Annotated in this window: 1 protein-coding gene (cut by both window edges); it reads left to right on the top strand. The window is 42.7% G+C overall.

This entire window lies inside a single protein-coding gene on the top strand: locus HME7025_RS09385, encoding a T9SS type B sorting domain-containing protein. The 58,374-nt coding sequence extends 18,688 nt beyond the window's left edge and 23,104 nt beyond its right edge, so the window shows coding positions 18,689-35,270, spanning codon 6,230 (partial) through codon 11,757 (partial); the first codon wholly inside the window starts at position 3. Both codon boundaries (start and stop) fall beyond the window edges.

The following is a 16,582-nucleotide window of genomic DNA, read 5'->3' as shown; positions in this document are numbered from 1 at the left end:
TCTCAGGAGCGAATAGTTCAAGTAGTCCAGTGACAGTACCAACGGTTGGCGGTACAGATTTCGGTACAGCAACTAGTTTAAGCTTCACGAATGGAGTGGCGACAGCATCAATGATCTTGTACAAATCAGAGCTAGCGACCATAGCAGCTACGGATGGAACGATTGTTGCAGCTGGATCAGATCGTTTATCAGTAACCGCATCAGAATCGAGCTTCAGTAAATTGGTGGTAAGCTTAACGAGTCCACAGATTAATGGCACAGCCTTTACAGGAACGAATACCTTGACAGCACAAGATGCTTATGGTAATACGGTAACGAGTTTCAATGCATCAGGAACGAATGTAACAGTAACAAGTACGTTAACAGGAACAATTAGTGGTTTAGGAAGTGGAGTTGATAACGTATTGAACCAAGCAGGTGATTTTAGTAGTGGTGTAGCGAACTTAACGAGCTTAGGCTTGAAGTTCACAGGAACATCAGGAGCAGGAACATTTACTTTTACCCCAGCATCTGGAACAGCAGCTACTAGCTCAAGCATTACCGTAAGTCCAGGAGCAGCAACGAAGTTTATCGTAACCGGCACAGGAACTCAAACAGCAGGAGGAAGTCAGACTGTAACTCTAACGGCGAAAGATGCGAGTGGCAATACAGCGACAGGATATACAGGTGATAAGTCGATAGTATTCTCAGGAGCGAATAGTTCAACAAACCCAAGCACGGCAGCAACAGCAAGTGATAAAGTAAGTGCCGATATTAACTTTGGTACAGCTACAGTAGTTACTTTCAGTAATGGAGTAGGAACTACTTCAGTGAAATTATATAAATCAGAAACAGCCTTATTAGTAGCAACCCAAGGAGCGGTAACTACATCAGGTTCTGATCGTTTATCGATAGTAGTAAGTCCAGCAGTCTACAGTAAATTGGTGGTTAGTTTAGCTACCCCTCAGATCAGTGGCACAGCCTTTACAGGAACGAATACCTTGACGGCCCAAGATGCTTACGGAAACACGGTAACTACTTTTGCAGCTAATACAAATAATGTAACGGTAACAAGTACCTTGACAGGAACAATTAGTGGTTTAGGATCAGGAGTTAATAATGTATTGAACCAAGCAGGAGATTTTGTTAGTGGTGTAGCGAACTTAACAAGCTTAGGCTTGAAGTTTACAGGAACTACAGGAACAGGAACATTTACCTTTACTCCAACAACTGGAACGGCAGCGACAAGTGGATCAGTATCGATCAGTGCAGGAACGGCGACGAAATTAGTAGTAACCGGAACGGGCACTCAAACAGCAGGCAGTCCTCAAACGATTACCGTAACAGCGAAAGATGCTCAAGGAAATACGGCAACAGGGTATACAGGCTCACATAATATTACCTTCTCAGGAGCGAATAGTTCAAGTAGTCCAGTGACAGTACCAACGGTTGGCGGTACAGATTTTGGTACAGCAACTAGTTTAAGCTTCACGAATGGAGTAGCGACAGCATCAATGATCTTGTACAAATCAGAGCTAGCGACCATAGCAGCTACGGATGGAACGATTGTTGCAGCTGGATCAGATCGTTTATCAGTAACCGCCTCAGAATCGAGCTTCAGTAAATTGGTGGTAAGCTTAACGAGTCCACAGATTAATGGTACTGCCTTTACAGGGACCAATACCTTGACAGCACAAGATGCTTATGGTAATATAGTAACTAGTTTCAATGCATCAGGAAATAACATTACAGTAACAACTACCTTAACAGGAGCAATCTCAGGATTATCTGGAACGGACATATTAACTAATGGAGCAGACTTCACGAGTGGGGTAGCGAACTTAACGAGCTTAGGCTTGAAGTTCACAGGAACATCAGGAGCAGGAACATTTACTTTTACCCCAGCATCTGGAACAGCAGCTACTAGCTCAAGCATTACCGTAAGTCCAGGAGCGGCAACGAAGTTTATCGTAACCGGCACAGGAACTCAAACAGCAGGAGGCAGTCAGACCGTGACTCTAACTGCGAAAGATGCGAGTGGCAATACAGCGACAGGATATACAGGAGATAAGTCGATAGTATTCTCAGGAGCTAATAGTTCAACAAACCCAAGCACGGCAGCAACAGCAAGTGATAAAGTAAGTGCAGATATTAACTTTGGTACAGCTACAGTAGTTACTTTCAGTAATGGAGTAGGAACTACTTCAGTGAAATTATATAAATCAGAAACAGCCTTATTAGTAGCAACCCAAGGAGCGGTAACTACATCAGGTTCAGATCGTTTATCGATAGTAGTAAGTCCAGCAGTCTACAGTAAATTGGTGGTTAGTTTAGCTACCCCTCAGATCAGTGGCACAGCCTTTACAGGAACGAATACCTTGACGGCCCAAGATGCTTATGGAAATACGGTAACAACTTTTGCAGCTAATACAAATAATGTAACGGTAACAAGTACCTTGACAGGAACGATTAGTGGATTAGGAAGTGGAGTTAACAACGTATTGAACCAAGCAGGTGATTTTGTTAGTGGAGTAGCGAACTTAACAAGCTTAGGCTTGAAGTTCACAGGAACTACAGGAACAGGAACATTTACCTTTACTCCATCAACTGGAACAGCAGCGACAAGTGGATCAGTATCGATCAGTGCAGGAACGGCGACGAAATTAGTAGTAACAGGAACGGGCACTCAAACAGCAGGCAGTCCTCAAACGATTACCGTAACAGCGAAAGATGCTCAAGGAAATACGGCAACAGGGTATACAGGCTCACATAATATTACCTTCTCAGGAGCGAATAGTTCAAGTAGTCCAGTGACAGTACCAACGGTTGGCGGTACAGATTTCGGTACAGCAACTAGTTTAAGCTTCACGAATGGAGTGGCGACAGCATCAATGATCTTGTACAAATCAGAGCTAGCGACCATAGCAGCTACGGATGGAACGATTGTTGCAGCTGGATCAGATCGTTTATCAGTAACCGCCTCAGAATCGAGCTTCAGTAAATTGGTGGTAAGCTTAACGAGTCCACAGATTAATGGTACTGCCTTTACAGGGACCAATTCCTTGACAGCACAAGATGCTTATGGTAATATAGTAACTAGTTTCAATGCATCAGGAAATAACATTACAGTAACAACTACCTTAACAGGAGCAATCTCAGGATTATCTGGAACGGACATATTAACTAATGGAGCAGACTTCACGAGTGGGGTAGCGAACTTAACGAGCTTAGGCTTGAAGTTCACAGGAACATCAGGAGCAGGAACATTTACTTTTACCCCAGCATCTGGAACAGCAGCTACTAGCTCAAGCATTACCGTAAGTCCAGGAGCGGCAACGAAGTTTATCGTAACCGGCACTGGAACTCAAACAGCAGGAGGAAGTCAGACTGTAACTCTAACAGCGAAAGATGCGAGTGGCAATACAGCGACAGGATATACAGGCGATAAGTCGATAGTATTCTCAGGAGCGAATAGTTCAACAAACCCAAGCACGGCAGCAACAGCAAGTGATAAAGTAAGTGCGGATATTAACTTTGGTACAGCTACAGTAGTTACTTTCAGTAATGGAGTAGGAACTACTTCAGTGAAATTATACAAATCAGAAACAGCCTTATTAGTAGCAACCCAAGGAGGAGTAACTACATCAGGTTCAGATCGTTTAAGTGTTGTGGTTTCTCCTGCTACCTTGAATAAGTTTGTAGCTAGTTTAGCTAGCCCACAAAGTAATGGAGTAGCCTTTACAGGAACCAATACCTTAACAGCTCAAGATGCTTACGGAAATACGGTAACGACTTTTGCAGCTAATACAAATAATGTAACAGTAACAAGTACGTTGACTGGAACAATTAGTGGTTTAGGAAGTGGAGTTAACAACGTATTGAACCAAGCTGGTGATTTTGTTAGTGGAGTAGCGAACTTAACCAGCTTAGGCTTGAAATTTACAGGTAATGTGGGTACTGGTACATTTAGTTTTGCATCTGCTACAGGTGGAGCTACAGGAACAAGTGGAAATGTAACTATTGATGCAGGTGCAGCCACACGTTTGGTGATTACTGGAACAAGTACTATTACTGCAGGAACTAGTCAAACGATTACTTTAACGGCGAAAGATGCTCAAGGTAATACGGTAACAACTTATACAGGAGTCAAAGCATTGACCTTCTCTGGAGCAAATGTTTCCCATAATCCACAAACAGCACCAACCGTAGGCGGAATTGATTTCGGGACAAGTACCAATGTGACATTTACCAACGGAGTTGCTACAGCATCTATGATTTTATATGAAGCCGCAGGAGTTAATATCGTGGCTAATGATGGAAGTATTGCTTCTTCTGGTGCTGATAGATTGGCAGTAACAGTTAATTATGGAGCCTTAAATAAATTTGATTTAGCATTTACTACACCTCAAACAAGCGGAGTAGCCTTTACAGGAGTAAATACCATTACAGCAGAAGATGCCTATGGAAATGCTATTTTAAATTTTGATGCTTCTACTAATAATGTGAGTGTGACCACTAGTTTGGGTGGAGCAATTACAGGCTTATCTGGAGTAGATAAATTGACGAGTAATACGGATTTTGTGAATGGTGTTGCCGATTTAACCAGTAAATTAATATATACGGGTACATCAGGATCTGGTACTATTACCTTTACTTCTACTACTGGTGGAGCAACAGGTACATTTAATGGTTCAATCAATCCAGGTACGGCTACTAAATTTGTCATAACAGGTAGCGGTACAGAAACAGCGGGAGTAGCTCAAAGCATTACCATCACCGCCAAAGATGCGAGTGGTAATACAGCTACAGCTTATACAGGAACTAAATCTTTGACATTTACTGGAGCAACGAGCACTTCTAATCCAGTGACTGTTCCAACCGTGGCTGGAACTAATTTTGGTTCAGCAACCAATATTTCATTTAGTAATGGTGTGGCAACAGCTAGTATGGTATTATATAAAGCTGAAACAGCCAATGTGGTTGCTACGCAAAGTACCATAACTACTTCTGGTTCGGATCGATTAAGTGTATTAGTTGCCGCTGCACCATTCAGTAAGTTAGTGGTAAGTTTAACCAGTCCACAAACCAATGGAGTTGCCTTTACAGGAACAAATACATTGACGGCACAGGATGCTTATGGAAATACTTCATTATACAATGCATCAACAAACCCTGTAACAGTTACTACTTCTTTAACTGGAGCCATAACAGGTCTTTCAGGAACTAATATTTTAAGTAGTGCAGGTGATTTCACTGCTGGAGTTGCTAATTTAAGTTCAAGTTTGACTTTCTCTGGAACAGTTGGTACCGGGACATTTACCTTCTCTCCAAATACAGGTACAGGAGTAACGAGCTCAAACGTTACGATTGGTTCAGGTGCAGCAACTAAATTTGTTATTACTGGTACAGGAACTCAAGTAGCTGGAGCCACTCAAACAATGACTATCACGGCGAAAGATGCCAATGGTAATACAGCAACTACATATACTGGAACTAAAGCATTGACCTTCTCCGGAGCGAATGCTTCACCTAATCCAGCGACGGCACCTAATGCCACAGATAATGGAAGTACATCCATTGATTTTGGAACGACCACGAATATTGCATTTAGCAATGGTGTTGCAACGGCCGATTTGAAATTGTATAAAGTAGAAACAGCGAACATTGCAGCTAGTGCATCTGGAATCAATGCTTCTACTGGCAGTGATCGTTTGACAGTGGTAGTTAGTCATGGAGTAGCTACCAAGTTTACTGTAAGCTTAGCAAGTCCTCAAAACTCAGGCACAGCCTTTACAGGTACTAATACATTAACAGCTTATGATGCTTATGGCAACGTAGCCACAACCTTTGATGCCTCAGCGAATGTAATTACTGTAACTTCTTCATTAACGGGTACGATTTCAGGATTAAATGGTTCAAATGTATTGAATAATGCCCTTGATTTTAGTTCAGGAGTTGCCAATTTGACTAGTAAATTAACCTTTACAGGTACTGCTGGAACAGGCACGTTTACTTTTACTCCAGCTTCAGGTACGCCAGTTACCAGTGGTAATGTAACGATGGGTTCAGGTAACGCCACTCGATTGGTCGTGACAGGAACAGGTACTCAAACGGCAGGAAGTCCACAAACCATCACGGTAACGGCTAAGGATGCTCAGGGAAATACGGTAACAACTTATACTGGAGACCATAATATAACTTTTGGAGGAGCAGCTTCATCTACTAATCCGGTAACAGCTCCAACAGTGACTGATAAAACGGCTGCTGCTGTTGATTTTGCTACAGCTACTACGATGACCTTTACTTCAGGGGTAGCCACAGGAAGCATGATCTTGTATAAGGTAGAATCTCCATTCATTACTGCCTCTGCTTCAGGTATTTCGGCTTCTACAGGTGGAGATCGATTATCCGTTGTAGTTAGTCCTAGTACAGGAACTAAATTTACAGTAAGCTTAACTACACCGCAAACGAGTGGTCAATCCTTTACAGGTACTAATACGTTAACAGCATACGATACTTGGGGTAACGTAGCTACAGGGTTTAATGCAGCAACGAATAACATCACAGTAACTACCTCATTAACAGGTGCTATTTCAGGTTTAACTGGAACGAATAAATTAAATAATGTGAGTGATTTCACCAATGGTGTATCATCTATTGCGGGCTTGACCTTTACAGGGAATGCTGGAACAGGAACTTTCACTTTTACTCCAGCATCTGGTACAGCGGTAACCAGTTCCAATGTTACTATTTCAGCAGGAGCAGTTAGTAAATTAGTCATTACTGGATCGGGCTCTCAAACTGCTGGAGCAGCACAAACTATTACTATTACAGCCAAAGATGCGGATGGAAATACGGTAACAGGTTATGCGGGTGATAAAACATTGACTTTCTCTGGTGCAACTAGTTCTCCGAGCCCAGCGACAGTTCCTACGGTGACAAACAAAAATTCAACTGCCATAAATTTTGGTAGCAATACTGTTGTGACGTTCACCAATGGGGTAGGAACAGCTTCAATGATCTTGTATAAAGTAGAATCTGCACTCGTTTCTGTAACAGATGGAACAGTAAGTTCTTCTGCTAATGAAGATAAATTGAATATTTCAGTAAGCGGTGCAACAGCTTCTAAATTGGTAGCTACAGCATTATCACCTGCTTATCCAACCATGGGTTCTAATAATGCTACCTTGAATGCTTTGGTACAAGATCCTTATGGTAACCAAGTGAATGTGAGCACTAATACTACTTTACAATTAAGCTTGACTATCGGGGGAGTAGATAAAACAGATAAGTTAGTTCGTACTACTTCAGGTGGAGTATTATTGTCTAATCCTGTAACAGTAACAATTAATGCAGGAAGCAGTTCCTTCTTAATTGATTATTTACGTTTTACAGAGTCGACTAGAAATACACCATTGTATACATATAATAACAATGCGATTGTAACGACTACTGCTATTTCAGGAATGAGTCTGACAGCAAGTTCAACAGGATCATTCACGATTACGGAAGGAGCAATTTACCAACCAACTTCTAGCGGGAACTGGACATCTGTCGGATGGGAAGTATCTACCGATGGAGGAAATTCGTTTGTAGCAAGTTCAGCACCAACACAAACTTCACAAGGAGAATATGATATTGTTAAAATTCCTTCAGGAATTACTACTACCTTAAACACGAGTATTGAATTATATAGTTTAATCATTGATGGAGTATTTGATTTAACAACAGGTGGTACGTTGACCTTGAAGCATGCAGTTGATCAATATGCAGATTATGATGTTCATACACATGGTACATTTAAAAATTCTGGGGGAACTTTCGTTAATACAATGCCAACTGATTTTATCGTTTTCCATGGTGGAACTTACGAACATGCTAGAAATGGAGGATTTATTCCGATTGGACAATGGACTTCTAATTCTGGTGCTGGAACAAATGCTTTAGTTAAAGTAAATGGTATCACATCTACTGCATTAACTTCTGGTTTAGATCAGAGCTTCATGAATGTAGAATGGAATAACCCATCTCAAAGTGTGACTCAGACTTTCCATGGAAATGTAAGTATATCTCAAAACTTTAATTTAGCTAGTGGAGATTTGGCAATAGGTTCTAATACCTTGACTCTTAATGGGTCAATGTCAGCCATTACTGGAAATTTATTAGGTAGTTCAAGCTCCAATTTGGTAGTCAATACGACTTCAGGAACACCAACATTTAGCTTCAAAGCAGGTTCACGTCAATTAGGTAATTTAACAGTAAATACTTCATCAGGTATTGCTTTAGATTCAGATGTATTAATCAATGGGACTTTGGCATTCCAAAATGGAAAAGTAGTGACCAATGGTGGAAATATCTTGACATTAAGTAGTGGAGCAAGTATTTCGGGTGCTGGAAGTTCCAAATATGTTCAAGGTAAATTGGCAAGAGGAATTCCTCAAAACTCAAGTACAGTAAATTTCCCAATTGGTGATTCTGGAAATTATGCTCCAGTGAATTTATCTTTTGCTGGAAGATCAGGTAATTTAACCATTACAACTTCAACCACGGTTCTTGGATCATCTCCTGCGGTGGCATCAGGTATTAGTCAGTCAAAATACATCAATCGTTTTTGGACTATTAATGACTTAGATAATACATCTGGTACTTATAGCTCGATGGATGCCACCTTGAATTATGTCGGCGGAGATATTCAAGGCAGCGCAAATACAGCTAGCATCATTGTTAGAAAAAAATTAGGTGATGTATGGTCAATAGGCAATGCAGGAACAAGAACTGGCACATCTGTGCAAAGTTCAGGATTTACTTCTTTAGGTGATTTTTATGCGGGAGAAACTGCAGGTACCAATAAGTTTGTATTGAATGCACCTTCTGATATTGCAGCAGGTACTAGAGCAGCTTATACAGTCTCTCGTCGTGATATTGCTAATTTATCCAACACAGTTGGTGCTCAGACAGTATATTTATATAGTACAGGCGGAGCATTCTACAGTACAGGTAATAACGGTAGTGTGATTACATCCGTGAATATTGCTGATGGAGACTCTGTAGCTAATTTCTGGTTTAGCCATACTCTTTCAGGTAATTATACTGTTAGTGTATCTGAGGCTACTCCAAGTGCCAATGGCGCTACAGGAATATTGGATGCTTCTGATAATATTACGGTGAATCCAGCGAGTGTCGATGCCGCTATTTCAACCTTATTACCTACTTCTTCTAGTATCACAGCAGATGGAGCAAGTACACAATTATTAACAGTCAGAGCCAAAGATGAATTTGGTAATAACCTAAGTTCTGGTGGTGCCACAGTAACCATTACGAAACTTTCAGGAACAGGTACCATCAGTGCGGTTAGTGATGCTGGAAATGGAAATTATACAGCAACTGTAACGGCAGCTAGTGCTTCTGGTTCTGGGGTATTTGTAGCTACAATCGGTGGGGCAGCAGTGAAAAGTGGTTCCGGTGTTCAAACAGAAGCAACAGTTAATTATGTACCAGGAGCAATTGATGCTGCTATAACTACATTAACACCTACTACTTCAACCATTACAGCGGATGGATTGACAACCCAAGTATTAACTGTTACAGCGAAGGATGCTAATGGAAATAATATTGGAGTAGGAGGGGCAACCGTAACGATTACTAAATTATCAGGTTTAGGAACGATAAGTGCAGTTAATAATGTTGGAGACGGTACCTACACAGCTACAGTAACTTCACCAACCAGCTCAGGTTCAGGTGTATTTGTTGCCACGATAGGTGGAACAGCAGTGAAAAGCGGAGGAGGTTCACAAACTCAATCAACCATTACGTTTGCTCCAGGAGCTGCTACTAAATTAGTAGTGACAGGAACTGGTACCCAAACCGCTGGAGGTACACAAACAATTACGCTTACTGCGAAAGATGCGAATGGTAACACAGCTACAGCATATACTGGTTCTCATACCATTACTTTCTCAGGAGCAGCCAGCTCTTTGAGCCCAAGTACTGCACCAACCGTGGCTAGTACTAATTTTGGAACAGGAACAAGCTTAACATTTACGAATGGAGTAGCTACGGCTTCCATGAAATTATATAAAGCAGAGTCTGCCACAGTTTCTGCTACAGACGGAACTATCTCATCTACAGGTGCTGATCGTCTTTCAGTTTCAGTAAGTCCAAGTACATTAAGCAAGTTTGCAGTTAATTTAACTTCTCCTCAAATTAATGCAGTTGCATGGACAGGGGTTAATACAATTACAGCACAAGATGCTTATGGAAATACGGTTACTAGTTTTGATGCTTCTCAAGATATTATCACGGTAACGGGTGTTCCTGCGGAAGGAGTAGTTATTTCAGGACTGTCAGGTGGAGATAAATTAAACTCTGCCTCCGATTTCGTGAATGGTGTTTCTAATTTGACTGGTAAATTAACATTAACAGGTAACTCAGGAACAGGAGCTTTAGTCTTTACCTCGGCTTCTGGTTCTACAGGGACTGATTCTGGAGATATTTTACCAGGGGATGCAACGAAGTTTGTCGTAACGGGTAATTCAACTCAAACGGCTGGAAATGCACAAACAATTACCATTACGGCTAAAGATGTCTCTGGAAATACGGCTACTGGATACACAGGAAGTAAATCCATTGTATTCTCGGGTGCAGCAAGTTCAGCTAGTCCTGCAACTGCTCCAACAGTTGCAAGTACCAATTTTGGAACAGGAACAAGCTTAACATTTACGAATGGGGTTGCAACGGCTTCCATGACTTTATATAAAGCAGAGGCAGCTACAATTGTAGCAACGCAGGGGGCTATTACAACTTCAGGAGGTGATCGTTTATCGGTGGCAGTTGGAGCAAGTAGTTTCTCTAAATTGACAGTAAGTTTAACAAGTCCTCAAATTAGTGGCACTAGCTTTACAGGTACGAATACGTTGACAGCCCAAGATGCTTATGGCAATACTGTTACAACCTTCAATGCTGCATTAAATAATATTACAGTTACAACTTCCTTATCAGGAGTGATTTCAGGTTTTGTTGGTGGGGATGTGATATTAGCACCTGAACGTTTTGTAAATGGAATAGCTGATATCTCAGGTTGGTTAAAGTATACGGGTGCAGTTGGTACAGGTACATTTACCTTTACGCCTGCCACTGGTACTGCAGTGACAAGTTCGTCTGTTACTATTAACTCAGGTGCAGCTACGAAATTAGTACTAACAGGAACTGGTACTCAAACGGCAGGAGGTAGCCAAACAGTCACATTAACAGCGAAAGATGCCAGTGGAAATACGGCAACAACCTACACAGGTTCACATAGCATAACTTTTTCAGGTGCCAATAGCTCATCAAGTCCAAGCACAGCACCTGCAGTAGCGGGAACTGATTTTGGAACAGGAACAAGCCTAACTTTCACCAACGGTGTAGCAACGGCATCCATGTCCCTATATAAAGCAGAAACGGCTACTGTAGTAGCTACCGATGGAACTATCTCAACGGTAGGAGCGGATCGTTTATCTGTACTAGTTTCTCCATCAAGCTTAAGCAAATTAGCTGTAAGCTTGGCGAGCCCACAAGTGAATGGTACAGCCTTTACAGGAACGAATACATTAACAGCGCAAGATGCTTATGGCAATACAGTTACCAGCTTTAATGCCTCAGGAAACAATGTGACTGTAAACAGTACGTTGACAGGCACGATCAGTGGTTTAGGAAGTGGAGTTAACCATGTATTGAATCAAGCTGGCGACTTTAGTAGTGGAGTAGCGAACTTGACGAGCTTAGGCTTGAAGTTTACTGGCACATCTGGTTCAGGTACCTTTACCTTTACCCCAGCGAGCGGAACAGCAGCCACTAGCTCAAGTATTACTGTAAGTCCAGGAACTGCTACGAAATTAGTAGTAACAGGAACTGGCACTCAAACAGCAGGAGGTAGCCAAACTGTAACTGTTACAGCGAAAGATGCGAATGGCAATACAGCAACGACATATACTGGAGCTAAGAGTATTACGTTCTCAGGAGCGAGCACCTCGAGTAGTCCAGCGACCGTACCAACAGTGGGTGCTACAGACTTTGGTACAGCAACAAGCTTAACATTTACGAATGGAGTAGCGACATCATCGATGGTATTGTATAAAGCGGAGTCATCGACAGTATCAGCGACTGACGGTACGATTTCTTCTACAGGAGGCGATCGTCTATCGGTAACAGTAAGTCCAGCGAGCTATAGTAAATTGGCAGTAAGCCTAGCAACACCACAGGTGAATGGCACCGCCTTTACAGGCACGAATACGTTAACGGCACAAGATGCTTATGGTAATACAGTAAGTAGTTTTGACGCAAGTGCGAATAATGTGACGGTGACCACGAGCTTAACAGGAGCAATCAGTGGATTATCAGGCACGAACAAGTTGAGCAATGCTGGAGACTTTGTAAGTGGAGTAGCGAACTTAACTACGAAATTGATATTTACTGGAACAGTAGGAACAGGCACCTTTACTTTCACACCACAAAGTGGCACAGGAGTAACGAGTGGAAGTGTACAGATAAATTCCGGAGCAGCGACCCACATGATGATTACGGGTAATGCGAGTCAGAATGCAGGGGAATCTCAAACGATCACGATTAGAGCAGTAGATGCGAGTCATAACACAGCTACCGGGTATACAGGCACGAAGAGTTTAACGTTCTCCGGCGCGAATAGTTCAAGTAGTCCAGTGACAGTAGCGACAGCGAATGGTACAGACTTTGGTACATCGACGAGCATTGTATTTACGAATGGTGTGGCTACAGCTTCCGTAGTTTTATACAAAGCAGAAAGTGCATTATTAACGGCGAGTGATGGAACGATTAATGCGACAGGAAATTCACATGAATTAGCCGTATCGGTATTACCATCAAGCTTCAGCAAATTAGCCGTAAGCTTGGCGAGCCCACAAGTGAATGGTGCAGCCTTTACAGGAACGAATACCTTAACGGCACAAGATGCTTATGGCAATACAGTTACCAGCTTTAATGCTTCAGGAAACAATGTGACTGTAAGCAGTACGTTGACAGGCACGATCAGTGGTTTAGGAAGTGGAGTTAACCATGTATTGAACCAAGCAGGTGATTTTGTTAGTGGAGTAGCGAACTTGACGAGCTTAGGCTTGAAGTTTACTGGCACATCTGGTTCAGGCACCTTTACCTTTACCCCAGCGAGCGGAACAGCAGCCACTAGCTCAAGTATTACTGTAAGTCCAGGAACTGCTACGAAATTAGTAGTAACAGGAACTGGCACTCAAACAGCAGGAGGTAGCCAAACTGTAACTGTTACAGCGAAAGATGCGAATGGCAATACAGCAACGACATATACGGGAGCTAAGAGTATTACGTTCTCAGGAGCGAGCACTTCGAGTAGTCCAGCGACCGTACCAACAGTAGGAGCTACAGACTTTGGCACAGCAACAAGCTTAACATTTACGAATGGAGTAGCGACATCATCGATGGTATTGTATAAAGCGGAGTCATCGACTGTATCAGCGACTGACGGCACGATTTCTTCAACAGGAGGCGATCGTCTATCGGTAACAGTAAGTCCAGCGAGCTATAGTAAATTGGCAGTAAGCCTAGCAACACCACAGGTGAATGGCACCGCCTTTACAGGCACGAATACGTTAACGGCACAAGATGCTTATGGTAATACAGTAAGTAGTTTTGACGCAAGTGCGAATAATGTGACGGTGACCACGAGCTTAACAGGAGCAATCAGTGGATTATCAGGCACGAACAAGTTGAGCAATGCTGGAGACTTTGTAAGTGGAGTAGCGAACTTAACTACGAAATTGATATTTACTGGAACAGTAGGAACAGGCACCTTTACTTTCACACCACAAAGTGGCACAGGAGTAACGAGTGGAAGTGTACAGATAAATTCCGGAGCAGCGACCCACATGATGATTACGGGTAATGCGAGTCAGAATGCAGGGGAATCTCAAACGATCACGATTAGAGCAGTAGATGCGAGTCATAACACAGCTACCGGGTATACAGGCACGAAGAGTTTAACGTTCTCCGGCGCGAATAGTTCAAGTAGTCCAGTGACAGTAGCGACAGCGAATGGTACAGACTTTGGTACATCGACGAGCATTGTATTTACGAATGGTGTGGCTACAGCTTCCGTAGTTTTATACAAAGCAGAAAGTGCATTATTAACGGCGAGTGATGGAACGATTAATGCGACAGGAAATTCACATGAATTAGCCGTATCGGTATTACCATCAAGCTTCAGCAAATTAGCCGTAAGCTTGGCGAGCCCACAAGTGAATGGTGCAGCCTTTACAGGAACGAATACCTTAACGGCACAAGATGCTTATGGCAATACAGTTACCAGCTTTAATGCTTCAGGAAACAATGTGACTGTAAGCAGTACGTTGACAGGCACGATCAGTGGTTTAGGAAGTGGAGTTAACCATGTATTGAACCAAGCAGGTGATTTTGTTAGTGGAGTAGCGAACTTGACGAGCTTAGGCTTGAAGTTTACTGGCACATCTGGTTCAGGCACCTTTACCTTTACCCCAGCGAGCGGAACAGCAGCCACTAGCTCAAGTATTACTGTAAGTCCAGGAACTGCTACGAAATTAGTAGTAACAGGAACTGGCACTCAAACAGCAGGAGGTAGCCAAACTGTAACTGTTACAGCGAAAGATGCGAATGGTAATACAGCAACGACATATACCGGAGCTAAGGACATTACGTTCTCCGGAGCGAGCACTTCGAGTAGTCCAGCGACCGTACCAACAGTAGGAGCTACAGACTTTGGCACAGCAACAAGCTTAACATTTACGAATGGAGTAGCGACATCATCGATGGTATTGTATAAAGCGGAGTCATCGACAGTATCAGCAACCGACGGCACGATTTCTTCTACAGGAGGCGATCGTCTATCGGTAACAGTAAGTCCAGCGAGCTATAGTAAATTGGCAGTAAGCCTAGCAACACCACAGGTGAATGGCACCGCCTTTACAGGCACGAATACGTTAACGGCACAAGATGCTTATGGTAATACAGTAAGTAGTTTTGACGCTAGTGCGAATAATGTGACGGTAACAAGTACGTTAACTGGAACAATTAGTGGATTAGGAAGTGGAGTAAACAACGTATTGAACCAAGCGGGAGACTTTGTAAGTGGAGTAGCGAACTTGACGAGCTTAGGCTTGAAGTTTACTGGAACAGTAGGAACAGGTACCTTAACTTTCACTCCACAAAGTGGCACAGGAGTAACGAGTGGAAGTGTACAGATAAATTCAGGATCAGCGACCCACATGATGATTACGGGTAATGCCAGTCAGAATGCAGGGGAATCTCAAACGATCACGATTAGAGCAGTAGATGCGAGTCATAACACAGCTACCGGGTATACAGGCACGAAGAGTTTAACGTTCTCAGGCGCGAATAGTTCAAGTAGCCCAGTGACAGTAGCGACAGCGAATGGTACAGACTTTGGTACATCGACGAGTATTGTATTTACGAATGGTGTGGCTACAGCTTCCGTAGTTTTATACAAAGCAGAAAGTGCATTATTAACAGCGAGTGATGGAACGATTCATGCGACAGGAAATTCACATGAATTAGCCGTAACAGTATCACCAGCTACCTTTAGTAAATTGGCAGTAAGCCTAGCTTCACCTCAGGTGAATGGAACCGCCTTTACAGGAACGAATACCTTAACAGCGCAAGATGCTTATGGCAATACAGTAAGTAACTTTGACGCGAGTGCGAATAATGTGACGGTGACCACGAGCTTAACGGGAGCAATCAGTGGATTATCAGGCACGAACAAGTTGAGCAATGCAGGAGACTTTGTAAGTGGAGTTGCCAATTTGACGACGAAATTAATATTTACAGGAACAGTAGGAACAGGAACATTTACTTTCACGCCACAAAGTGGAACAGCAGTGACAAGTTCGTCTGTAACTATCAACTCTGGTTCGGCTACGAAATTAGTAGTAACAGGAACTGGCACTCAAACAGCAGGAGCTAGCCAAACTGTAACTGTTACAGCGAAAGATGCGAATGGCAATACAGCAACGACATATACTGGAGCTAAGAACATTACATTCTCAGGAGCGAGCACTTCAAGTAGTCCAGCGACCGTACCAACGGTAGGTGCTACAGACTTTGGTACAGCAACAAGCTTAACATTCACGAATGGAGTAGCGACATCATCGATGGTATTGTATAAAGCGGAGTCATCGACAGTATCAGCGACTGACGGCACGATTTCTTCTACAGGAGGTGATCGTTTATCCGTGACAGTATCTGAATCTAGTTTCAGCAAACTAGTAGTAAGCATATCGAGCCCACAAGTGAATGGTACAGCCTTTACAGGAACCAATACCTTGACAGCACAAGATGCTTACGGGAATACAGTAACAACTTTTGCAGCTAACACGAATAATGTAACAGTAACAAGTACTTTAACTGGAGCAATTAGTGGATTAGGATCAGGAGTAAACAACGTATTGAACCAAGCAGGTGATTTTGTTAGTGGAGTAGCGAACTTGACTAGCTTAGGCTTGAAGTTTACGGGCACATCTGGTTCAGGAACATTTACATTTACTCCAGCGAGCGGAACAGCTGCAAC

Source organism: Aquirufa nivalisilvae (genome assembly GCF_003143535.1).
In the GTDB taxonomy this organism is placed as follows: Bacteria; Bacteroidota; Bacteroidia; order Cytophagales; family Spirosomataceae; genus Aquirufa; species Aquirufa nivalisilvae.
This window is presented reverse-complemented; position numbering and strand designations above follow the sequence as displayed.